Consider the following 20691-nt stretch of genomic DNA (forward strand, 5'->3'; position numbering starts at 1 on the left):
ACATGAAGATCAAGTATCGATTTGCTTTCACTTGGAGTGAGGCACGTGCTTTGCAGCTCCGTGCTCTAGGCTTGAAGGTTCAGCCCCCGGCTGATCCTCGTCCTGAAGTCGGTGGCATTGCTGTGAGCTTTGCTTTGGAAGGTGCGCCAGGGTGGAGTGAAGCTTGTAGCTTGATTCGCTCGTGGAATGGTGCAACTTCTGTGACTACGGAGTTTACTGCTGCGGAGATTTCGGAAGCCGCACACTGCGCGCTTCAGGTTGTCCACGCCAGCGGCTACCCGCAGCCAGAAAGAGATTTTCTGTATCTTGAGCAGGTATACGACCTGAGCGCGCGATGCCCAAAATGTGGCGAAGGCGCAGTTCAGGTGGCGCCGTTCCGGATCAAGAAGACGTTGAAATGGGGGCGGAATGCCTTTCTGAAGCTGAATTGGGTAGAGGAAGCTTGCTTCATGCAGACTTCCGTTTGGTCAGAACATCTTCGCCCCCTGGGTATCGGAGTGCTTCCGGTTGAGGACACCAGAGGAAGCCTCTTGGATGAGGTTGTTCAACTCGATCTTGGGCCTGTGGTTCCGCTATGTATGGGTGAGCTGGAGGGAGTTCGTTGCGAGAAATGCGGCAGAGAACGCTACCAATGGCATGACCGCGGCTTTTTCCCGTCAATCAAGAACCCTCCAGATGTGCCGATCTTCCGTAGTTCGCAGCGTTTCGGGGTCGAGCATCAGTCGGCGAACGCAATGATTGTGAGTGCGACAGTAGCGAACGCCATCAGAGCTGCAGGATTGAGAGGTGTCGAGCTCTGGCCTTGTGCGCCGGCAGGATAGACTTTACAGAGCAGTTAGGCGGTGTTTCAGAGCATGGTCATATTGAGGAATGTGACAAGCGCGTCTGCATGGTGGATTTCCACTTGCCACTTGCCACTTGCCACCAGTGCCGCCGCACTGGCGCTGTGGTGCCCGGAGTGGGGGCTGCCGCCATCGTCTTGGGTCCAATCCATCAGGTTGCGCCGGCCTCGGCCGCCACAATCGCGGCTGGCAGCGCGCCCACCACCGGCCGCAGTTCACCGGTCAGGCCAAGCTCGCCCAGGAATTCGTACTGAAGCAGCGACTGTGGATCGACCTGGCCGCTGGCCGCAAGAATGCCCAAGGCAATCGCCAGGTCGTAGCGCCCGCCTTCCTTTGGCAGGTCGGCGGGCGCCAGATTCAGGGTGATGCGCCGCTGTGGAAAGTCGAAGCGAGCGCAGAGCAGGGCGGCCCGCACACGCTCGCGGGATTCGCGCACGCTGGTTTCGGCCAGGCCAACGATCTGGGTGACAGGAAGGCCGCCAGAGAGATGCACTTCTACCCGCACCAGCGGGGCATCGACCCCGGCGCGGGCACGGCTGTGGACCAGCGCCAGGCTCATGTGTGGATTCCTGCGGATGGATGTTCGATGGTGCGGCAGGCATTCGGCACGGCGCCATCGGGCATTGCGGGTGAAACGGCTAAGGGGATTCCGGTCAAGGGCGATCCCTTTCCCTGAACAGATGTCGCTGCGCATCAGGAGTCGCCTCGCTGAAGCAACCCGATCGCGCCTCGATCCCCGATGGAGGCACTCAACCGGCGGTTGCATAATCAGCGTACGAGGTGGTTCTTGCTTCGGCCTGCGTCTGAGTAGAGAGGATGGAATGAAGATAGTTGCAGCACAGATGCGATCAGCTCCTGGCGACATCGATGGCAATATCGAACGGCACGTGCACTTCATTGAACGGGCCGTCTCGTGTGGCGGTGCGGCGGTCTTCTTTCCGGAGATGTCGCTGACCGGCTATGAGCCACGGTTGGCCGAACAGCTGGCAATGACCCCAGATGACGCGCATCTGGAGGTATTCCAGTCTCTGAGCGATCGGCACCAGATTCTGGTCGCAGTCGGCGGGCCGTACCGCGGCAACGATGGGCCGGAGATCGGCATGTTCGTCTTCCGCAGCGGTCAGGCACCGGCTGTCTACACCAAGCAGATGCTGCATGCCGACGAACTGCCTTATTTCAAGGCAGGAACCACGTCCCTGTCAGTAACCCTTGGAGAGGAAATTCTTGTCCCCGCCATCTGCTTCGAGTCGCTACAGATGGAAAGTGCATTGCGGGCCAAGGACGCGGGAGCGACGGTCTACGTTGCCAGTGTTGCAAAGAACATGATCGGTATGGAGCGGGCTCACCGCCACTACGCAACAGTCGCGCGGGAGCTTGGGATGAACGTGTTGGTATGCAACGGCGTGGGCCATGCCGATGGATTCGAGATGACGGGAGGGTCCGCCGCCTGGGACAACAGGGGGGCGCTGAAGTGCCGCGCCGGAACTGGAGACGAGGCATTGGTGGTGTATGACCTCGCAGATCAGAGCGGTAGTGCCGTGACACTCCCAGCAATGGGCACGCTCGGGAGTGCGGGCTGACGCCCGGAAGGCTTGAGATGTTCGGAGGGAGCATTCGCCTGATTCCGTCCAGGCAGGAACCCTGGCGTTCTCATGAAGAACCCAAGCGTCACGTTGCCATCAACCCAACCGCGGCCCCTGCCGGCTCTCTTCCTGCTGCCGTTCCTGCGCTTGCGCCAGCTGCTGCGACTGCTCCCGATCCTGAGCGCCGAGGCTCCGGTTGGCCGCTGCATACTGCTGCTCCGGTGCGACCGCCAGGGCCTCCTGTGTTGGCATCTGCACCCGGTTGGCGGCGGGGTCCGATGACGCGCCCGGTCCTGAGCGCGTCACGAACAGCGTGGCGCCCGCAGCACGGGTTTCGGTGGCTTCACTCAGTGCCATGTCTACCTGGTCGCCGGGCTTGAACCCGGCTTCTGCTGCAAGCCGGTAGGCGCTGGCCAGCAGGCGGTCGCTGCTCTGGTCCCACGGCTTGTTGTTCTTCTCATCCAGCATGGCTACCGACGAGCGCAGCTGTTCCAACAGCCCGCTGCCATCTGGGCGCAGGGCCGTGCCGTGGCGCCGGTCTACGTCAGCGTCGTGCTGCGTGGCAGGCCTGGAGGTGTGTGGCGGCGATGCATTCGGTGCGGGCTCAGGTGAAGTTGGCGCGCGCGGCAGGGCATCCGCGGGCTGCTGCTCCGCGGTCGAGCGCTGCACGTGTGCCTGGGCAATCTCCTGTGGCGTGGTGACGCAGACGATCTGCATGCGCTCGTCATCTTTCCCGGCCAGTGTGGCCAGCGAGCCATCCTTCTGTACCTGCAGCATGAACGTACCGAAGTCGGGCACGGCGCGTGCGTGATCCTGGGCAACGGCGGCTACGGCGTCATCAATCTCTTCGGCACTGCGCACAATGCCGGCACTACGGTAGGCGTCCACCACCTGACTGCGCAGGCCGTATTCGGTTGGCGTGGGGTTGGCCCGGGCGATGTCGGCCATGGACGTCAGCTCCTGTACGCCGGCCTGCTGGCTCTGGCGCGTACGATTGAGCTCCTCGACGATGCTGCCCTCGGCCGGGTTGGTGCCATACACCCAACCCGGCGTTTGCCACTGCCCGTTGGCGTCCTGCGTGTACTTCTCGCCGTTGGAAGCGCGCAGGGGCTGCGTCTGGGTCAGCGCGTTGGTGATCACCTCCGGTACCGGCTCAATGGTGGCGAACTCGTGCCAGTTGTACTGGTTGAACGCCACCTGGTAACGGGCGGCAAGCGCCTCCGGCGTGTTCAAGGCGTTCTGGGCAATGATGCGCTGCGATTCCCGTTCCAGTTGGCCCGACTTTTCCGGGCCGACAGGCACGCTGTAGTCAAAAGGGACGCGTCCATCAATCATCGCGTGGATGGAGAGGTTCCATTCGCCGTTGTGCGGATTGCGCACGTAGTGGCGGTTGGTTTCAAACGGCTCGCGCGGCGGCGCGCTCTCGCCGCCTGCATCGAGCTTGAAGGGGTTCTGCGGCTTGGGCAGGTTGGCCATGCCCAGTGAATACGAGTCGTTGGCGGCTTTGTAGTTCAGCTCATCCGCCAGCCGGCCACCGGCGACCATGGTGGTCTCGCGGTAGCTTCCGTCGGGCTGCGGCGTGCGCACGCTGCGGCTCCAGGTGCCCTTGGCATCTTCCGGATCGCGGCTCCATTCGTTGCCGCTGCGGTCCACCTGGGTGTAAACCGCTTTCTTGTCCTGGTACTGCGCCCAGTACTCACCGCCGAAGCCACCGGCCACGCCGCCCAGCAGCCCGGTAGCCAGCGCACCTGGCCCGGTCCACGATCCGGTGAACAATCCGTACCCCGCGCCCAGCAGGAAGCCGCCACCGAAGCCGCCTGCAGTGCGCCCCACGAAGTGGGTGGCCGCGGATTTTGCGCCGGCGTTGTTGCCCTCGCTGTGCAACTCGGCCACGCGGTGGCCGGTGATGGCGAAGTCCACGGCCAGTGCGGCAACACCCGCGGCCCCGAGTACGCGCGCGCCGGTGATCTGTCCGCGCGCGGCGGCAGCTTCGGCGGCGCCTTCCGCAGCGCCAGCGCGCCCAGCAGAGCCGGCCAGTTCCGGAGACGTGGTTGTCGGGCCAGGGCGCACGATGGTCAGTGGCATCTCCGGGTTGAACGCCGTACGCACGCGGGCCGCGGTGTGCTCGCTCAGCGGCAGGCGGCCGCCCTGGTTGGCCTCCTCAATTGCGGTGCCCAACGATGCGCGGCCCCCCCAGCGCTCGCTCAGGGTGGAGTTGCCGGATTGGTCGATGGCATCCAGTGCCGCCGTCACGTTGGCTTCGGAGTGGGTGACGCCGCGCCAGCGCAACTCGGTCGGGTTGAGGGTCTTCAGTTCCGCAATCTGCGCGGCGTGGGTGCGCTGGTAGCCGTCCAGATCGGCGAAGAAGGTGCGGATCCTGGCGTTGGCTTCGGCCGGGGTCATGTTCTCCGGCGTGTTGGTGACCAGGTCGCCGTTGAGGATGCCGGCGCGAAGCGTGAACTCCAGGTTCTGGATGCGGGCACCCATACGCTCGGCGGCGGCAGCGCGCACATCCGGCGCAGAATCCTTCGCCAGCAGCGCTCGGCCGTCGTAGGTTTCTGCGAGATCGTCGAGAACGAACTTCAGTTGATCCGAGTACGCACTCAACGGGCCGCCCGAGTGCGGCGAGATACCCAACCGGGTTGCCAGCGCGGGGTTCGCGGGCAGGTTGAGGATGTTGTCGGAACCGTGGAGCGTGAAATGACCACTCCTGGCAAGCGACTTCAGCAGCTGGCTTTGTTCGAACGCATTCTGTTCGATCAGATGGTGTCCCTGGAAAACCGGTGTGTCGGCCATGCGCACCACCTCATTCAAGAATCCGTTTGAAGGAGCTCGTCCTAGAGATCGGCTACATCGCGCAGCCGTACGCCGGAGAAGTTGGCGGCATTCAATGCATCAAACATCGCGCGGTCGCAGATGGGCGGTGCGCCCATACGATCCTGGCGGAAGATATGGGCATCGCCCACAACGTCCTGTTTGAACACCAGGCTGGCGCCGCCGACAAGGCTGTAAAGCTTCTCGTCCTCGCCGGTCTGATAATTGTGGTCGAGCTTGATTCTCACGCGGGACGAGGCTTCATCCAGAGCGTCGAGCCTGCGCAGCACATTGCCCAGGTAGTACTGGGGCCCGGGGCTGCCGTCGGCAAGGCTGAAGTCGCAGGCCACAAAGGCAAACGCCTGGGGGTCCATCTGCTCAAACAGCTGCTTCAACGGCTCCGACACAATCCAGATGCCAGCGAGCTCTTCCAGATCGCGTGGCATTGCGCCCTTCTCGGGCACATGAACCAGGTGGGGGCGCTCCGGATACTGGCCTGGCGTTCCATCAGGACGCGAGATGACATTCATCCCCGGATCGATCAGCTTGTCTTCGTTGGCGATCTCTATACCGGGAACCCCGCCGCTGCTCAGCAAGCCTGCGTCGATCAGGAAGAATTCGCCCTTGTGAGATGCGGCTTCGGCTGAAACTTCAGTGGCGGTCGATTCGGTCACGGGGGCTTCCATCATGGATGCGGGGGCAGAACGGGAAAAACCGTTGAGCCGATGCTAGCGGGGCTTCTGCGCAGCCACAAGTTGCGCCGAAACGGTGCCGAGGGCACGTGATTCACGCGGCTCTTTTGGAATTTCGGAGCAATGCCGAGGATGATGCTGCCATTCCTTCCACTGCCTGCAATGGTGTGCTGGATAGGCGGAATGACGAGGGAGATTCCAGCCGAGGGTGGCCTGGGTCCCTGAACACGCAGCGCTGGTCATCAGGCACCGACCTGTCAAGGCGCCCAAGCCGTGCCTCAACCCACGAAGGCCCCGCGCTTTCCACCAGCAACCGCCCCTGGCTCTGGTGCAGATCCAGCCAACGCTCGAAGCTGGTGCGCAGACGCTCGATGTCCGGCGCCCGCCACCGTGCATCGGCAGGCATGCGGATCAGCACGCGCGAGGGCGCGTTCTCCACGTCCATCACCAGCACGCCCTTGCACCGGATCTCGAAGGACGTCGCCCCGGCATGGCGCGCGTGCAGTTCAAAGCCCTCGTGGGCCTTCGCGGTCACGAAGCCAAGTGCATCACTGTGCAGCAGGCGGTAATCGGCCGGCCGCAGCTTCTGGTAGGCCCATACCTGATCGCCCGCAGGCTCGGGCCACCCCATCCACACCGCCGCCATGATCGAGGCGCACACCGCCGCAGCGGCAAGGCCGTGGTTCTTCATTTGTCACCCCAGACACAGGCAGAAACGTACGCGCCACAAGCGCGCTCAGTCCTTGGGCCGTACCCGTTCGTGGATGAACGCAGTAAGCGCCAGATCGGCCATCACCAGCCCCTCCATCACCCGGTCGCCCACGTACTGCTCAGGCTCACTGTTCTGGCGCGTGCGCTCGGCCGCCAGCAGGATCTCCTGCACGATGCGCTGGCCGGTGAGCGCGCAGTCGGCGTCGGACAACGCCATCTGCCGGCTGCGCAGGTGATGCTGCTCGGGCCAGGGTTGGCCGTCGGCCGCAGCGCCCGCGCCGATGGCGTGCAGGATTGCGATGAGGCTGTTGCGGTCTGGGGCCGAAGCGCGTGACGGCGCTTCCTGGATCGGGCGCGGGGGAGGGGAGTGCGGCGTGGTCATGGCGGGCTCCGTGCAAGCAGGCAGAAGCCGCCACCGATAAAGGTGGCGGGCAGAGCGTGGCTCGAAAACCGGTTGCTAGACAAAGCCGGCGGGCACGAGGCCCCCACGCCCCGCCCGCCATAGCCGGCAGACGGATTGCCAGCCGGCACCACGCGCGGTGGTGCCGGCTGGCAAGCGCAAACTTACGTCTAGCAATCCGGGTTTTCGAGTCCCGACCACCGATGCACGGTGGCGCAGTAACGATTACCTGCTGTTGTTCGGAATGCCAACGGGTAGGGGTCAATGCCGCCAAAACCCGAGACGCTTTTGGCATTGTCGCATAGCGTGGAAAGGGGCGAGAGCCTTGGTGTGCTAGGCGCAGCGGCACTTCTGGAACGGAGTCGTCAGAACCTTCCGTCAGAGATGTAGGGCGCGGCAAATGCGACAGCATTGGTCTGACGGTCGCTGATGGATGCCGCGTAATTCGCCTCCATGCGTGAGTGACTTTCTGCCTATTGACCCCGTGGGGCGTCACGCAGAACCTGACTACCGTTGTAGTCACCAGGAACTGTCCTGCCCGCAGCAGGAAGGTTCTGCGGCGTTTGAACGGACCTCCACCCACTGGCGCAGGCCGCTACAAGGATCACTGGACGTGTTACGCCGCAATCGACTTCTTCTGTCTGCGGGTCTGCTCCCGCTTCCGTGGTTCCTGTTCTGGACCAGCGTTGCTGCCCTGTTCGCGCCGGGTTACAACCCGCTTGCCCAGCACGCCAGCGAGCTGCTGCAGGCGCCAACGCTTGCAAGCATCTGCGGCAGGATTGCGGCTATCGGCTCCGGTATGGGCTTCGTGGCGCTCTCCATCGGGGTATGGCGGGAGTCCGGTCGCCGGATTGCAGTAGGTGCAATCTCCTGGTTGGTCTTTGGCATTTCCATGCTGACCAACGGGCTCTGGCCCATGGGCCATCCGATGCACGGCTTCTACACCATCGGTATCGCCAACATCATTGCACCGGCGATGTCGCACATCGAATTGAGCGCGTGGTCGGCCAACCGAAGGGCGTACGCCGTGACCGCTGCGGTGAGCGTCGCGGGGATTGTCTATCTCTGGTTGAACGTGGTGGGAGTGGATCCGGAGGGGTACAGGGGGCTGACCCAGCGCGTGTTCTCGTCGATCAACTCGCTGTGGCCATTTCTGGTTGCGCTGCATCTGGTGCGCAGGGGGGCAAGTGCGTTGCGGACGCAGCCGGCGCTTTGATGGAAAGGCATGCCGGCACATGGACGACTATTGAGCGTGTGGAGTTGAGATGGCGATGAGGATTTTTCGCCGTCAGCTGATCTACGTTCAAGCGCATCAGGATCACTTCATTGCCCGCGTGGTCGGCGGAGACAGAACCATTCGTCGCCAGTGCCACGCACTTGGCAATCGCGCCGGTCCGATCAAGGACTTCTCCATTCTCCAGCCCCAGCTCAAGGCGATCTTCTCGGAACTCCTGCCTGGGTTCTTTTTCGTCAAGCCCTGGGGACTTCTGCACTTTGATCCGGTTGAGTATCCGGTCACGAAGGAAGAACTGGCGGGGTTTCAGAAGGCTGCCACGCGAAGTGGTGTGAGCTTCTGTTTTCTCTCCACGTGGGAGCAGCAGCATGAAGACAAGGATCTGTTGGAGATGTGCAAGTAGCGGCCCCCAAATTGTTCGTTTGAGTCCAAGCAGATTCGCGGCGTGGCCTGATTCTTTATTGTTGGCTTCTGGGCGGGACCGGACATTGGGATGGCTTGGCAGCTGAGCCGGTTGACGTTCGCTTTGGACCCAGAGCAGACCTTGCGCGCTCTAGCGGGTTAGGACGATTTATCGAGGATGGGGCGGAGATCCACGCTTGGCCTTGAGCGGAAAGATGAGCCTCGGATGAGAGTGATCTTCTTCAGGCAACTCTTCTCTTGGATAGTCGACATTTTTCTGGACGAACTGCCCCAAGTACGAGCTGAGGGACAGAACTTACCGAGATAGCGTGTTAAAACTCATCCGAACTCACCCCCAGGCACTAGTCGTATGAAGATTCCTGCCGACCTGATAGGCGCTCTCGCCGGCCCCACCGCCAGCCTTACAACGGATGTGGCCTCGGCAGTATGGGAAGCGGCGCTAGACGAGAACGTCCTGGGTAAGATACCCGTGGTCTCCGTTGTGCTTGCCGTACGTCAGGGAGCGGCGGCGATAAGTGATCGTTTGTATGCCGCCAAGGTAGCCCGGTTCCTGGTCGGCGTTGAAAGCCTATCGGCCAGCGAACGCGCTCGTGTCGTCGACGAACTCGCTGGAACAGAAGCAAAGCGAGAGCGGTTAGGCGAGTTGCTGCTGGACAAGCTCGACCGTGCGGACCCACTACAAAAACCAAAGATGCTGGCCGATCTGTTCGTCGCTGTTGGAAGGCGCAAGATTCCGGCCTCAGACTTTGATCGCCTTTCAGACATGGTGCTCAGCGTATTTCTTGGCGACCTGAGGGATCTCGCCGAGAGGGGAAGCATAGAGGATGTCGCTGAAAGCCGCCGCTTCGCACTTCAAGCCTCCGGTTTCCTCGCATGGGAGGTTGACGCGGTGTACGCAGGTGGAGGAGCAAGCTTGAAATGGTCAATCACCACTGACGGCAGCACAATTCTTAATCACTGCCCACTAGGCGATAGTTGAGCGTCTGCACGCTCGCATCAGGGTGCAGATCAGCGCTGAACAAGCTTCGCCTGCGGTGCATACTCTTATCCCCGCCGCGCTTCTTGAGCGGGACGCAGACCACTTGCAGCCCCGCAAAAGTGTGGGCAAATGCGGATAATTTCGGGGCGAGTTCTTCACTTGGATCGGTCGGCACTGGCGACCGATGGCAACGGATGGAATTTCGCCCTCGCGTGGCAGAGCATTGGCGGGGGCGTCCGCTTTTGGCCGAAAGCGGACATCGTTCGACGACCTGCTGCATTGATCTTCCGTCAGCCAAAGCACGGGTCTCTCCTTCCATCAATTAATGATCTCCCCACTCCCAGACGCCACAAATTCCTTCAACTGCCGAACGAACTCAGCGTCATAGAGCTCCCACTCCACAATCTCCCCAACCACTCGCAACGGCTGCGCACTGCGATACGACCGCGTCGGGTTCCCGGGAAACTTCTTGTTGGTCACGTTTGGGTCGTCCTCGAACGGCCCGGTCGGCTCCACCACATACACGCGCGGCCGCCCCTCACCGCGAGCCATCTCCGCAGCCAGCCCGGCGCCCTTGGCAATGGTGGTGAAGTAGATGTGGTTCATCACCACGCTGTCGCGATAGTTGGAGCGGAAGCCCGCGCTCAGCAGCTCGCCCACCGCCAGATCAGCGCGGGTGCCGTGATAGAACGGCCCAGCGACCTGGTCGCAGGTGTCATGCGAAACGGGTGTCCATTCGGTGTCCTGTGCCATCGGCACTGCCCCTGCGTGTCCTGCCGGATCGACAGGCCGGCGAGTCTAGGGCGCCCAGTGGGCCTTGCTGCAAGGCCCCATCCGGGAAATAATCTGTAAACGGGAGGCGCGGTGCGCCTCTTTTTTTCATTCTGCGGTGCCGCGCCCTTCGAGCTCGCGCACGGCGGTTTCCAGTGCGTCCAGCTTTTCGCGGGTCTTCAGCAGCACGGCGCGCTGTACTTCGAACTCCTCGCGGGTGACCAGGTCGAGCTTGGCCAGGCCGGCCTGCAGCGCGCTCTTGAAGGTGGCCTGCAGTTCCTCGCGCGATTCGCGCAGGCCCGGCGGCACCAGGTCGCTGAGGCGACGGGCGAGGTCATCGATTTGATTCAGGTCGATCATGGGTGCTCCGTGGGGGTGGCCCGTGCATCCGGCGCGGGCAGGCCATTCGGGCACAAGGATACTGCCGACACCCACTGCCCGGACAGGCCGCAGCGGCTTCGCACGGGCCGCGTTCAGGCGCTATCCTCCACGCCGGAAGACAGGAGATAGACGATGAAGATGGTCATGGCGGTGATCAAGCCGTTCAAGCTCGACGACGTGCGCGAAGCGCTGGCCGAGCGTGGGGTCACTGGGATCACGGTGACGGAAGTGAAGGGCTTTGGTCGCCAGAAGGGCCACACCGAGCTGTACCGTGGCGCGGAGTATGTGGTCGATTTCCTGCCGAAGGTGAAGCTGGAAGTGGCGGTGACCGATGATCAGGTCGAGGCGGTTGTTGAGGCCATCGTGAAGGCCGCTGGCACCGGCAAGATTGGTGACGGTAAGGTGTTCGTGTACGACCTGGGCAGCGTGGTGCGTATTCGTACCGGTGAGTTGGACGCGGACGCGTTGTAGGGGGGGGGCTGGACCGCTGCGCAGTCTGAGCGACGGGATGCCTGCCCCCTCTGTTGTAGAGTCGAGCGAGCTCGACTTTACAACCGGGATCGGGCGGAGCGAACACCCGTGTTCGACGAAGTGCCCTCCCAGGGTGATCAACCCGGCGGAATGAGGGAGGACGACCGCCACTCCGGCAGATCGAGCGCGCGGCGGGTGCGCGTCACGGTAGCGGCGATCTCTGCCTCGAAGCCGCCATCACGTTGCAGCAGCGGCATGAGTTCGGCACAGCGTTGCTTCAGCACATCGACCCATGGCGCTGGGTGGGTCTCCGTAGCGGCCAGTGCCAAGTGCCTGCGACCCTCGTCGTAAGCGCCCGCCAGCCCGGCAGTGATGCCCGCATGGATGTGTTCGCGGATGCCCGGTTTGGGGTGGCGGTTCATCAATGCACGCACATGCCCCGGGGTGGGGAAACGGTCACGCAGGGCCAGTACCTCGGCGGCGGCCTGCTCGGCCAGTGCCTGTGCGGCCGAGGCAAACTCGGCGGTTTCGGTGAAGCGTTCGAATCCGGCAACGCGGCCGCCCACGTCGAAGGACAGGTAGTCCTTTTCTTCCCAGAGCCAGCAGGCGCCGACATTGAGGTAGCTGCCCCTGTCCCATGCCGAAGGCTGGAACTCGACCACCCCGACCCACCAGCCCTGGTCGTCAAGCCAAGTGCGCGAACGGCCCTTTTGCACGCAGCCCAAGGGGCGCAGTATGGATCTTGCGGCTGCAGTCAGCAGGCGGGTGTGTTCAGGTGTCGGCATCCCCAGCATCCTTGCGAGTGGCGTGCCGACGAGTATCGCAGAGCACATCGGGCGTGTGGCCCGGGGCAAATGCGGGGCAAACAGCAGTCGCGCAAGCAATGCAGGGCGAACAGCGCTTACCGCCGCTTGGCCCACTTGTAGAACCGCTTCCAGCCCTGCCGCACGGCCGCGACCCAGCCCGGGTCGGCCACCAGTGCGGCCTGCGCGGCACTTGGCGCCTGGCCGGTCACGCGCTGGCGGATCTTCAGCAGGTTCTTCATGTCGCTGCGGCTCAGTTGCCGGCTCAGCGGGTTGCGGCGCAGCCAGCGTGGAGCGCGCCAGGCCGAGGTGAAGTCCAGCAGCACCGGTACGCCGCCGCTGACCACCACGTTGGTGCCATGCAGGTCGTTGTGGCTGATGCCGGCGGCGTGCAAACGGCTGAGCGCGTGCTGCAGCTGCTCGAACACCTCATTGCCCACGGCCTGTGCGGTGCTCAGGGTCTGGCCGGGGATGAACTCCATGCCCAGCGCCAGGCCACCGAGGGTGCCGAGCAGCGCGGGGGCGTGCTTCCAGCCGCCGAGGCGCTGCAGCATGCGGGCCTCGCGGCGCACCATCAGTCGCGCGATCAGCGAAACGGGCGTGCCGCGGTAGCGGGAATAGTCCTTGATGACCGCCTCGCGCCCGTCCAGGCAGGTGCGATAGACGTCGGGGGCCAGGAAGCGTTCGCCGCGCTTGAGCAGCAGCGGGGTGGCGGCCTCATCGCCGCAGGAGGAGGGGGGCAGAGCAGGAAGATACATGTCGGGGTCTCGGACGACCCGGTGGGTGGCGCAAAGCGTCAAGCGAACCGGTGTTACAGGGAGTTACTAAGTTTTCGTTAATTTTAGTACTCGCCAGTTCGCTATTCCACGATTTGTCGGAGAAATGTCAGGGGCGTGGCTGGAACAGTTCGTCGCGCTCAATCGGACAATTATGTCTCACTTGGTCGACGGTTCTTTCAGAATCAATAGGTTGGGCGTCGCATCGGTTCGTTCATCCGCGGCCCGCTGAACGTCGCGCACGTCCGGCTTGACCCCGACGCACGGCCTGCCGACCATAAGCTGTTAATTCGCGACATCGGCGGCCGCACCCTTCGGCACGTCCCCGTTCCCTGCCGCGTTCCTTACCGATGCTGGCCACCAGGCCGTGCATCGCCCCGATTCCCGTTCCGGCCGCGGCTGGAGGAAAGTGCTTTGATCATCAAAATCGTCATTGCAGCGCTGTTCGTGGCCTGCGTGCTGTACATCCACTTCCGTGGCAAGGTCCGCGCGCGCTGGTCGCGCCAGCTGCTGGACCATTCCAGTTTCATGGCCCCGATCAACGTGGTCATGTACATGTTCTCGAAGGTGCCGACCACGCCGTTCCTGGATCCGGCCAAGGAGTTCCCGCAGCTGGAGCCGCTGCGCCAGAACTGGCAGATGATCCGCGATGAAGCGCTGGCGCTGCGCGATGCGCAGAAGATCGCCGCGTCCAGCACGTTCAATGATGCCGGCTTCAATTCGTTCTTCCGCCGTGGCTGGAAGCGCTTCTACCTGAAGTGGTATGGCCCGTCGCACCCGTCGGCGAAGGCGATGTGCCCCAAGACTACCGCGTTGCTGGAGTCGCTGCCGGACGTGCGTGCGGCGATGTTCGCGCAGCTGCCGTCGGGCAGCGAACTGCGCCCGCACCGCGACCCCTTCGCGGGTTCGTTGCGCCTGCACCTGGGCCTGGCCACGCCGAACAACGACGGCTGCTACATCGAAGTGGACGGCATCAAGAAGAGCTGGCGCGATGGCGAGTGGATGATGTTCGACGAGACCTACATCCACCACGCGCACAACGAGACGCCCGATGACCGCGTGATCCTGTTCTGCGACATCGCCCGCCCGCTGCGCTTCGGCCTGCCGGGGCTGTTCAACCGCGCGGTGGCGGCCACGCTGCTGGCCGGCGGTGCCTCGCCGAACCTGCCGGGTGACCCGACCGGTGGCGTCAACAAGGCGTTCGGCAGTGTCTACAAGGTGCGCCTGAAGGCCAAGGCACTGCGCGAGCGCAGCGTGGTGGCGTACCAGCTGATCAAGTGGGGCCTGGTGGTGGCGGTGATTGCCGGTATCTGGGCGCTTTGAGCGTTACATGAGTTTGCCGGCCAGCGGCCGGCACTACCGGAACATGAAAAAACCCGCGCTGCTGCCAGCGCGGGTTTTTCATTGGGTAGGTGCCGACCGTTGGTCGGCACGCCTTACTTCAGTGCCGCCTGTACGAACGGCGGGGTCACCAGCACGCCGGTGTGCAGCGCGGCGGTGTAGTACAGGGTGTTGAAGGTCTTGGCGGCCGAGTCGGCCTGGCGGAAGTCGAAGCTGCTGTCGCCCTTGCGCGCCATGGTCACGCTCCACCAGCCGGTGGGGTAGCACGGCTGCGGGAACGGCAGGGTCTTGAACGAACCGAAGCCGGCCTTGCCCATCTCGGCGCGCATTTCGTTGATCAGCTCCAGCTGCATCAGCGGCGACTCGGACTGCTGCACCAGGATGCCGTCGTCCTTCAGGGCCTTGAAGCAGCTCTCGTAGAAGGCCTTGTTGAACAGGCCTTCGCCCGGGCCGACCGGGTCGGTCGAATCCACGATCACCACGTCCACGCTGCCGGCCGGGCAGTTGGCCATGTAGGCCACGCCGTCGTCGAACAGCAGCTCGGCGCGGGCGTCGTCGTTGGAGTCGCACAGTTCCGGGAAGTGCTTGCGCGCCATCACCGTGACCTGCTCGTCGATATCGCACTGGGTCACGCTCTCCACGCCGGTGTGCTTGAGCACTTCGCGCAGGGTGCCGCAGTCGCCGCCACCGATGATCACCACGCGCTTGGGCGCGGCGTGGGTGAACAGCACCGGGTGGCTGATCATCTCGTGGTAGAAGAAGTTGTCCTTGCTGGTCAGCATGATGGCCCCGTCGATGGTCATCAGGTTGCCCCAGTCGGTGGTCTGGAAGATCTCGATCTTCTGGAACGGCGACTGCACCTCGTCCAGCTTGCCGGTGATGCGGTAGCCGATGGCCGAGCCGGTGCGCTCGAAGTGTTCGATGTACCAGTTGTTGCTGTCAGTCATTGAAAACAGTCCTGTTCGGAGGGGTGAAGCCGGGCTGGCGGGCGGGGCCGCGTGGCACAGATGCCACATCCGGACGGATCGGCCCGTTCAGGTTGGAACCTGTCACGGGCGCGGGCGCGCATGATAACGAACCTGTGGGCATATAGGCGTTATCATGCCCCCCCTTTTATTGCCAACAAGGCCGACTGAAATGACCGATTGGTCCCTCGACCAAGCCCGCAAGACCTACTCGATCCCGCATTGGGCGGACGGTTACTTCGACGTGGATCAGGCCGGGCACATGGTGGTGAGACCGACCGGGGCGGACGGCCCGGTGGTGTCGCTGCCCAAGGTGGTCGATGCGGCGCGCGCGGCGGGCGCCAAGCTGCCGCTGCTGGTGCGCTTCCCGGACATCCTCGGCCAGCGCCTGGGCAAGCTGCAGGCGGCCTTCGGCCAGGCCCAGCAGGACTGGGAGTACAGCGGCGGCTACACCGCCGTGTACCCGATCAAGGTCAACCAGACCCGTGGCGTGGCCGGCACCCTGGCCAGCCACCACGGCGAGGGCTTCGGCCTGGAAGCGGGCAGCAAGCCCGAGCTGATGGCCGTGCTGGCGCTGTCGCGCCCGGGTGGCCTGATCGTCTGCAACGGTTACAAGGACCGCGAGTACATCCGCCTGGCCCTGATCGGCCGCAAGCTGGGCCTGCAGACCTTCATCGTCATCGAGAAGCCGTCCGAGCTGAAGCTGGTGCTGGAAGAGTCCAAGGCGCTGGACGTGAAGCCGGGCCTGGGCGTGCGCATGCGCCTGGCCTCGCTGGGCGCCGGCAAGTGGCAGAACAGCGGTGGCGACAAGGCCAAGTTCGGCCTGTCGCCGCGCCAGCTGCTGGACCTGTGGAAGTCGCTGCGTGACACCGAGTACGCCGACTGCCTGAACCTGCTGCACTTCCACATGGGCTCGCAGATCTCCAACGTGCGCGACATCGCCAACGGCATGCGCGAAGCCACCCGCTACTTCGTGGAGCTGTCGCGCCTGGGCGCGAAGATCACCCACGTCGATGTGGGCGGCGGCCTGGGCGTGGACTATGAAGGTACCCGTTCGCGCAGCTTCTGCTCGATCAACTACGGCCTGCATTCGTATGCCAGCAACATCGTGCAGCCGTTGGCCAATGCCTGCGAAGAATTCGGCCTGACCCCGCCGCGCATCGTTACCGAGTGCGGCCGCGCGATGACCGCGCACCACGCGGTGCTGATCGCCAACGTCTCGGAAGTGGAAGAGGCGCAGGAAGGCCGCGTGCCGGACCAGCACGACGACGAACCGGCGGCGATCCGCCACCTGCGCGAGATCCACGACGAGCTGGACGTGCGCCCGGCGGTGGAGCTGTTCCAGGAAGCGCAGCATTTCCATGCCGAAGGCCTGGCCAGCTACGCGCTGGGCCAGATCGACCTGCCGCAGCGTGCGCGCATCGACGATCTGTTCTACGCCATCGCCCACGGCGTGCGTGCGCGCCTGAGCTACGACGAGAAGAGCCACCGCCCGGTGCTGGACGAACTGAACGAGCGCCTGGTCGACAAGTACTTCGTCAACTTCAGCGTGTTCGAATCGATCCCGGATGTGTGGGCGATCGACCAGGTGTTCCCGATCGTGCCGATCGAGCGTCTGGACGAGACCCCGGACCGTCGCGGCATCATCGCCGACATGACCTGCGACTCGGACGGCATGGTGGAAACCTATGTCGAGAACGAGAGCCTGGACAGCTCGCTGCCGCTGCACAAGATGAAGCCGGGCGAGAGCTACCGCATCGGCTTCTTCATGGTCGGCGCCTACCAGGAAATCCTGGGCGACATCCATAACCTGTTCGGCGATACCGACGCGGTGGAAGTGCTGGCCGATGCCGATGGCTACGCCATCACCCAGCAGCGCCGTGGTGACACCACCGACGTGATGCTGGATTACGTGGGTTACCGCCTGGACGAACTGCGTGCGACCTATGCGCAGCGCGTGGCCGAGGCCCAGTTGTCGCCGGAACGCGCGCAGGAGTTGTCGGAGGCGCTGGAAGCCGGCCTGACCGGTTACACCTACCTGTCCGACGAACCGCTGGTCTGATGTAAACGGGAACGCCGGGCGTAGGCCCGGCGCTACCGGCCCCGATGAGCGCGCGCGCGATCTTCCATCTGTTCCTGCATGCCGCCGTGCCAGCTCTGCTGGCATGGCTGTTCTGGCGCAAGCGCTTTGCCTCGGCGTGGCTGCTGATGCTGCTGGGCTGGATCATCGACCTGGACCACCTGCTGGCCGACCCGATCTATGCACCGAACCGCTGCAGCATCGGTTTCCATCCCTTGCACACCGCACCGGCGATTGCCGTGTACGCGGGGCTGTGCGTGCCGAAGAAAACGCGGTTGTTCGGCATCGGTTTGATCATCCACATCGTGCTGGACGCGATTGATTGCTGGTGGATGCATCACCGTTGATGGGGAACTGAAATGCCCGGCGAAGGCGGTAGAGTCGACTGTTAGTCGACTGCTCTTGGCTGCGGTGCTGGGAAATCCCGCGCTGCGCGCGAAAGTCGACTAACAGTCGACTCTACCCGCCTGGCGTTCCAGCGTTGACGAGTCACCCCACCGGCAACCACAACGTTGCGCGCAGGCCGGGCTGCGCATTCTCCAACGCCAACCGCCCGCCGTAGCTGGCGGCGATATCGCCCACGATCGCCAGGCCCAGTCCACTACTCCCTTCGCGCTCATCCAGCCGCACGCCACGCTGCACCACCCGCGCCAGCGACTCTGCCGCAAGACCGGGGCCGTCGTCACGCACGTCTATGCGCAGCTGCCCTTCATGGATGTCAGCGCCGACGCTGACCTGCTGCCGTGCCCATCGCCCGGCGTTGTCCAGCAGGTTGCCCAGCATCTCTTCCAGATCCGCACTGGCACCGGCGAACTGTAACGCCGGATCAATGCCTTCCGCTGTGAACGCAATGCCGCGTTCGCCATGCACGCGTGCCATCAGCCGGCACAGCGCCTGTCCGACAGTCGCCACGTCGGTGCGTTGGCGATGGTCGGCGGCCAACCCAGCGGCCAGGTAGCGGTCGACACTGGCCTGCATGCGGGCGCTCTGCTCACGAACGGTCGCCCGCCAGTCCGCGCCGTCGCCGTCGGCTTCGGTGGCCAGCACGCTCAGCGGGGTTTTCAGCGCATGCGCCAGATCCTGTGCGCTGGTACGCGCGCGCGCGACCATGCGTTGCTGGTGCTCCAGCAGCGCGTTGAGTTCTTCGCCCAGTGGCGCGACTTCCGCCCCAAGTCCCCGCGTCTCGATGCGCTGCACATCGCCGCGCCGAACCCGTTCCAGCTGTGCACCGAGGCGGTGCAGTGGACGCAATCCGAAGTGCACCTGGCTGGCCAGCACCGCCAGCCAGGCCGCGACCAGCACACCCAGCGCGATGGCGGTGCGCTTGCGGAACGCGGCCACATCCGCATCCAACGCGCTGCGGTCGGTGGCAACCACGGCGACGAACGGTGCGCTGGCGCGCGGCAGGCGCACCTGCTGCACGCGTGCACGCAGGGATTGCTGGAGTGGCCCAGCCAGATTGCGCGTGGCCGCACCTGTGGCCATGGCCGGCAGGGTTTCATCCCACAGCGAGCGCGACTGCAGCAGCACGCGGCCATCGGCACCGGCAATCTGCCAATAGGCACCGGAGAACACGCGCTGGAAGCGCGCGTCATTCGGTTCCTGGCGCAGGCGCAGCTGTCCTTCGGGGTCCACTTCGGCCTGCGCCAGCAGGGTCAGCATGTCCTGCTGCAGTTCGTGGTCGAGGCGGTCACGCGCGCTGCGCTTGAACAGTTCGCCCAGCAGCGCGCTGGCCAGCAGCGAAACCAGCAGCAGGCCGGCGCCGCCAGCCAGCAGCAGGCGCCGTCGCAGGGAGGGTTGCCGGCTCACGGCGCGGCCAGCCGCCAGCCCTGGCCGCGCACGGTCTGGATCAGATCGATGCCGAGCTTGCGGCGCACCCGACCCAGCAGCACGTCCAGCGCGTTGGAGTCCGGGTCGTGGCCGCCGTCAAACACCTGTTCGCCCAGGCGGTCGCGGCCGATCACCTGGCCGCTGTGGTGGATGAAGTAACTGAGCAGGCGGAACTCCTGCGGGCTGAGCGACAGCGGTTGGCTGTCCATCTCGAAACGGCCAGCGTTGACGTCCAGCTGCAGCGGCCCGCAGTGCAGGCGCGGGCTGGCGTGGCCGTGGCTGCGGCGGATCAGGGCGCGCAGGCGCAGCACCAGTTCGTCGGCCTGGAACGGTTTGGTCAGGTAATCGTCGGCGCCTGCGTCGAAGCCGGCCAGCTTGTCGTGCCAGCGCCCGCGTGCGGTCAGCACCAGCACCGGGAAGCTGCGGCCGTTGCCGCGCCAGCGCTCGATCACGCTCAACCCGTCCAGCCCGGGCAGGCCCAGGTCGACGATGGCCGCCTGCAGGTCTTCGATCTGGCCGATCTCCTCGGCCTGGCGGCCGTCGGCGACCACGTGCACCACGTAGCCGGCCTGTTCCAGCAGGGGCACCAGGCGCTGTGCCAGTGCGGCATCGTCTTCGGCCAACAGGATGCGCATCAGTCGTCCAGCTCCGTCTTCAGCAGCTTTCCGCTGCGCGCATCATAGTCCAGCTCCACCACCACGCCGTCGCTGCGCAGGATCTCCACTTCGTAGACGCCGTCGTCCAGCTCCACTTCCAGCAGTTGGCCCGGAAAGCGCTTGAGCGCATCGCGCACCACGCTTTCCAATGGCACGTAGCGGCCCTGCTGCACGGCGCGGCGCGCGACCTGCTGCGCCGGGTCCTGTGCGGGCGCGGCGGCGGTCGGGGCGCTGGCCAGGGCCAGCAGCAGGGGCAGGGTGGAGAGCATCGGGGCGCGGGGAGGACTGTAGGACCAGGCGTGAGTGTGGCGGAGGTGACTAACAGCTGGCTAACAGTGCCGGCTAAGGCGCTGTTAACCACGGGGTGCATTGTGGCGTTGCCGGGATGGTCCGGCCACGAATACGAACAGGAGAACCCCCATGTTGAAGTCGCTCACCCTCGCCACTGTTGCCCTGCTGGCCATCGCACCGGCCGTACAGGCCGCGCCGCTGGGCATGGCCCAGGTTGAACAGACCCTGCGCAAGGCCGGCTACACCCAGATCCACGAGATCGAACGCGATGATGGCCTGTGGGAGGCTGACGTGAGCCGCGCCGATGGCCGCTTCAGCGAGGTCTACGTGGACCCGAAGACCGGCGAGATCTTCGATGAGCACAGCAGCCGCGCGCTGTTGACCACGGAGCAGGTGCTGGCACGGGCACAGGCGCATGGCCTGCGCGAGATCCATTCGCTGGAACGCGATGGTGCGACCTGGTCGCTGGAAGCCCGCAATGCCCGCAACCAGAAGGTGGAGGTGCGCCTGAGCGGTTATGACGGCCGCATCCTGCACAGCGAGCGCGATGGCTGGCTGGATTGATTCGCGTGCGGGTAGGTGCCGGCCGCTGGCCGGCACGGAATGCAGAGCGTGTCGACCAAGGTCGACACCCACCGGCACATGCAA

The 20691-nt window shown here is 64.4% G+C and carries 22 protein-coding genes and 1 pseudogene; 10 read left to right on the plus strand and 13 right to left on the minus strand.

The window, feature by feature from the left end:
- The first annotated feature begins 2 nt into the window (after nt 1–2).
- Nucleotides 3–821: a hypothetical protein gene (locus AC5P6X_RS03135; protein ID WP_138464138.1), complete on the plus strand. Its 819-nt coding sequence runs from the start codon at nt 3–5 to the stop codon at nt 819–821.
- Nucleotides 822–1002: 181 nt separating this feature from the next.
- On the opposite strand, the pseudogene AC5P6X_RS03140 reads toward AC5P6X_RS03135, so the two are convergent.
- Nucleotides 1003–1401: pseudogene (locus tag AC5P6X_RS03140) on the minus strand (magnesium chelatase domain-containing protein); the annotation flags it as partial.
- Between the two features lie 262 nt (nt 1402–1663).
- On the opposite strand from AC5P6X_RS03140, the gene AC5P6X_RS03145 reads away from it, so the two are divergent.
- A complete protein-coding gene (locus AC5P6X_RS03145) occupies nt 1664–2422 on the plus strand; it encodes a carbon-nitrogen hydrolase family protein (RefSeq protein WP_049454269.1) in 759 nt (252 codons plus the stop codon).
- A 99-nt stretch (nt 2423–2521) separates the two neighbouring features.
- Here the strand turns inward: AC5P6X_RS03145 and AC5P6X_RS03150 are convergent, their stop codons facing one another.
- The 4 genes from AC5P6X_RS03150 to AC5P6X_RS03165 all read right to left on the minus strand — a co-directional run bounded on the left by AC5P6X_RS03150 (nt 2522) and on the right by AC5P6X_RS03165 (nt 7024).
- Nucleotides 2522–5221: an XVIPCD domain-containing protein gene (locus tag AC5P6X_RS03150; protein ID WP_108270655.1), complete on the minus strand. Its 2700-nt coding sequence runs from the start codon at nt 5219–5221 to the stop codon at nt 2522–2524.
- Nucleotides 5222–5262: 41 nt separating this feature from the next.
- Nucleotides 5263–5925 (minus strand): imm11 family protein, encoded by a 663-nt coding sequence (locus AC5P6X_RS03155; RefSeq protein ID WP_199908836.1) that lies wholly within the window; start codon nt 5923–5925, stop codon nt 5263–5265.
- 100 nt (nt 5926–6025) lie between these two features.
- The gene (locus AC5P6X_RS03160) at nt 6026–6622 is read right to left on the minus strand and encodes a cold-shock protein (protein ID WP_108270653.1); all 597 of its coding nucleotides are present in this window, start codon (nt 6620–6622) and stop codon (nt 6026–6028) included.
- 45 nt (nt 6623–6667) lie between these two features.
- Nucleotides 6668–7024 carry a hypothetical protein gene (locus AC5P6X_RS03165; RefSeq protein WP_108270652.1) on the minus strand — a complete coding sequence of 119 codons (357 nt, stop codon included), beginning with the start codon at nt 7022–7024 and terminating at the stop codon, nt 6668–6670.
- A 631-nt stretch (nt 7025–7655) separates the two neighbouring features.
- Here AC5P6X_RS03165 and AC5P6X_RS03170 point away from each other — a divergent pair.
- The 3 genes from AC5P6X_RS03170 (at nt 7656) to AC5P6X_RS03180 (ending at nt 9678) form a co-directional block, all read left to right on the plus strand.
- On the plus strand, nt 7656–8258 hold the full coding sequence (locus AC5P6X_RS03170) for a DUF998 domain-containing protein (RefSeq protein WP_329756976.1): 603 nt from the start codon (nt 7656–7658) through the stop codon (nt 8256–8258).
- Nucleotides 8259–8307: 49 nt separating this feature from the next.
- On the plus strand, nt 8308–8679 hold the full coding sequence (locus AC5P6X_RS03175; RefSeq protein WP_329756977.1) for a hypothetical protein: 372 nt from the start codon (nt 8308–8310) through the stop codon (nt 8677–8679).
- Nucleotides 8680–9048: 369 nt separating this feature from the next.
- Nucleotides 9049–9678 (plus strand): hypothetical protein, encoded by a 630-nt coding sequence (locus AC5P6X_RS03180; RefSeq protein WP_495215336.1) that lies wholly within the window; start codon nt 9049–9051, stop codon nt 9676–9678.
- Nucleotides 9679–9996: 318 nt separating this feature from the next.
- Here the strand turns inward: AC5P6X_RS03180 and arr are convergent, their stop codons facing one another.
- Both arr and ubiK read right to left on the minus strand, forming a co-directional pair.
- Nucleotides 9997–10431: an NAD(+)--rifampin ADP-ribosyltransferase gene (gene arr, locus AC5P6X_RS03185; protein ID WP_329756979.1), complete on the minus strand. Its 435-nt coding sequence runs from the start codon at nt 10429–10431 to the stop codon at nt 9997–9999.
- Between the two features lie 126 nt (nt 10432–10557).
- On the minus strand, nt 10558–10809 hold the full coding sequence (gene ubiK / locus AC5P6X_RS03190) for a ubiquinone biosynthesis accessory factor UbiK (RefSeq protein WP_012512353.1): 252 nt from the start codon (nt 10807–10809) through the stop codon (nt 10558–10560).
- A gap of 153 nt (nt 10810–10962) precedes the next feature.
- On the opposite strand from ubiK, the gene AC5P6X_RS03195 reads away from it, so the two are divergent.
- Nucleotides 10963–11301 carry a P-II family nitrogen regulator gene (locus AC5P6X_RS03195; RefSeq protein WP_005411374.1) on the plus strand — a complete coding sequence of 113 codons (339 nt, stop codon included), beginning with the start codon at nt 10963–10965 and terminating at the stop codon, nt 11299–11301.
- Nucleotides 11302–11438: 137 nt separating this feature from the next.
- On the opposite strand, the gene AC5P6X_RS03200 is transcribed toward AC5P6X_RS03195, so the two are convergent.
- On the minus strand, nt 11439–12086 hold the full coding sequence (locus tag AC5P6X_RS03200; RefSeq protein ID WP_240791819.1) for a hypothetical protein: 648 nt from the start codon (nt 12084–12086) through the stop codon (nt 11439–11441).
- Nucleotides 12087–12202: 116 nt separating this feature from the next.
- Nucleotides 12203–12862, minus strand: coding sequence for an RIO1 family regulatory kinase/ATPase domain-containing protein (locus tag AC5P6X_RS03205; protein ID WP_099527042.1), 660 nt, complete (start codon nt 12860–12862; stop codon nt 12203–12205).
- Between the two features lie 435 nt (nt 12863–13297).
- On the opposite strand from AC5P6X_RS03205, the gene AC5P6X_RS03210 reads away from it, so the two are divergent.
- Nucleotides 13298–14203, plus strand: coding sequence for an aspartyl/asparaginyl beta-hydroxylase domain-containing protein (locus AC5P6X_RS03210; protein WP_024957655.1), 906 nt, complete (start codon nt 13298–13300; stop codon nt 14201–14203).
- Between the two features lie 113 nt (nt 14204–14316).
- On the opposite strand, the gene speE is transcribed toward AC5P6X_RS03210, so the two are convergent.
- Nucleotides 14317–15168: a polyamine aminopropyltransferase gene (gene speE, locus AC5P6X_RS03215; RefSeq protein WP_005414731.1), complete on the minus strand. Its 852-nt coding sequence runs from the start codon at nt 15166–15168 to the stop codon at nt 14317–14319.
- 190 nt (nt 15169–15358) lie between these two features.
- Between speE and speA the strand changes: the two genes are divergently transcribed.
- Nucleotides 15359–17248: an arginine decarboxylase gene (speA, locus tag AC5P6X_RS03220; protein ID WP_012512349.1), complete on the plus strand. Its 1890-nt coding sequence runs from the start codon at nt 15359–15361 to the stop codon at nt 17246–17248.
- 44 nt (nt 17249–17292) lie between these two features.
- The gene (locus AC5P6X_RS03225) at nt 17293–17613 is read left to right on the plus strand and encodes a DUF6122 family protein (protein WP_005411369.1); all 321 of its coding nucleotides are present in this window, start codon (nt 17293–17295) and stop codon (nt 17611–17613) included.
- A 142-nt stretch (nt 17614–17755) separates the two neighbouring features.
- Here the strand turns inward: AC5P6X_RS03225 and AC5P6X_RS03230 are convergent, their stop codons facing one another.
- The 3 genes from AC5P6X_RS03230 to AC5P6X_RS03240 are packed head-to-tail and all read right to left on the minus strand — an operon-like array spanning nt 17756 to nt 20021.
- Nucleotides 17756–19075: a sensor histidine kinase gene (locus tag AC5P6X_RS03230; protein ID WP_088436455.1), complete on the minus strand. Its 1320-nt coding sequence runs from the start codon at nt 19073–19075 to the stop codon at nt 17756–17758.
- On the minus strand, nt 19072–19731 hold the full coding sequence (locus tag AC5P6X_RS03235) for a response regulator transcription factor (protein WP_099481241.1): 660 nt from the start codon (nt 19729–19731) through the stop codon (nt 19072–19074). Before AC5P6X_RS03235 ends, AC5P6X_RS03230 begins: the two co-directional genes overlap by 4 nt.
- Nucleotides 19731–20021 (minus strand): PepSY domain-containing protein, encoded by a 291-nt coding sequence (locus tag AC5P6X_RS03240; protein ID WP_033834860.1) that lies wholly within the window; start codon nt 20019–20021, stop codon nt 19731–19733. The genes AC5P6X_RS03235 and AC5P6X_RS03240 overlap by 1 nt, the downstream gene beginning before the upstream one ends.
- Before the next feature lie 151 nt (nt 20022–20172).
- On the opposite strand from AC5P6X_RS03240, the gene AC5P6X_RS03245 reads away from it, so the two are divergent.
- A complete protein-coding gene (locus AC5P6X_RS03245) occupies nt 20173–20607 on the plus strand; it encodes a PepSY domain-containing protein (protein WP_049451153.1) in 435 nt (144 codons plus the stop codon).
- Nucleotides 20608–20691 lie beyond the last annotated feature (84 nt).

The organism is Stenotrophomonas sp. YJH_SMC_40, assembly GCF_059368615.1.

Excerpts from the sequence above, each read along its gene's own strand:
- AC5P6X_RS03135 (WP_138464138.1), top strand. The coding sequence starts at position 3 with ATGAAGATCAAGTATCGATTTGCTTTCACTTGGAGTGAGGCACGTGCT.
- AC5P6X_RS03145 (WP_049454269.1), top strand. The coding sequence starts at position 1,664 with ATGAAGATAGTTGCAGCACAGATGCGATCAGCTCCTGGCGACATCGAT.
- AC5P6X_RS03150 (WP_108270655.1), bottom strand. The coding sequence starts at position 5,221 with ATGGCCGACACACCGGTTTTCCAGGGACACCATCTGATCGAACAGAAT.
- AC5P6X_RS03155 (WP_199908836.1), bottom strand. The coding sequence starts at position 5,925 with ATGGAAGCCCCCGTGACCGAATCGACCGCCACTGAAGTTTCAGCCGAA.
- AC5P6X_RS03160 (WP_108270653.1), bottom strand. The coding sequence starts at position 6,622 with ATGAAGAACCACGGCCTTGCCGCTGCGGCGGTGTGCGCCTCGATCATG.
- AC5P6X_RS03165 (WP_108270652.1), bottom strand. The coding sequence starts at position 7,024 with ATGACCACGCCGCACTCCCCTCCCCCGCGCCCGATCCAGGAAGCGCCG.
- AC5P6X_RS03175 (WP_329756977.1), top strand. The coding sequence starts at position 8,308 with ATGGCGATGAGGATTTTTCGCCGTCAGCTGATCTACGTTCAAGCGCAT.
- AC5P6X_RS03180 (WP_495215336.1), top strand. The coding sequence starts at position 9,049 with ATGAAGATTCCTGCCGACCTGATAGGCGCTCTCGCCGGCCCCACCGCC.
- arr (WP_329756979.1), bottom strand. The coding sequence starts at position 10,431 with ATGGCACAGGACACCGAATGGACACCCGTTTCGCATGACACCTGCGAC.
- ubiK (WP_012512353.1), bottom strand. The coding sequence starts at position 10,809 with ATGATCGACCTGAATCAAATCGATGACCTCGCCCGTCGCCTCAGCGAC.
- AC5P6X_RS03195 (WP_005411374.1), top strand. The coding sequence starts at position 10,963 with ATGAAGATGGTCATGGCGGTGATCAAGCCGTTCAAGCTCGACGACGTG.
- AC5P6X_RS03200 (WP_240791819.1), bottom strand. The coding sequence starts at position 12,086 with ATGCCGACACCTGAACACACCCGCCTGCTGACTGCAGCCGCAAGATCC.
- AC5P6X_RS03205 (WP_099527042.1), bottom strand. The coding sequence starts at position 12,862 with ATGTATCTTCCTGCTCTGCCCCCCTCCTCCTGCGGCGATGAGGCCGCC.
- speE (WP_005414731.1), bottom strand. The coding sequence starts at position 15,168 with ATGACTGACAGCAACAACTGGTACATCGAACACTTCGAGCGCACCGGC.
- speA (WP_012512349.1), top strand. The coding sequence starts at position 15,359 with ATGACCGATTGGTCCCTCGACCAAGCCCGCAAGACCTACTCGATCCCG.
- AC5P6X_RS03225 (WP_005411369.1), top strand. The coding sequence starts at position 17,293 with ATGAGCGCGCGCGCGATCTTCCATCTGTTCCTGCATGCCGCCGTGCCA.
- AC5P6X_RS03235 (WP_099481241.1), bottom strand. The coding sequence starts at position 19,731 with ATGCGCATCCTGTTGGCCGAAGACGATGCCGCACTGGCACAGCGCCTG.
- AC5P6X_RS03240 (WP_033834860.1), bottom strand. The coding sequence starts at position 20,021 with ATGCTCTCCACCCTGCCCCTGCTGCTGGCCCTGGCCAGCGCCCCGACC.
- AC5P6X_RS03245 (WP_049451153.1), top strand. The coding sequence starts at position 20,173 with ATGTTGAAGTCGCTCACCCTCGCCACTGTTGCCCTGCTGGCCATCGCA.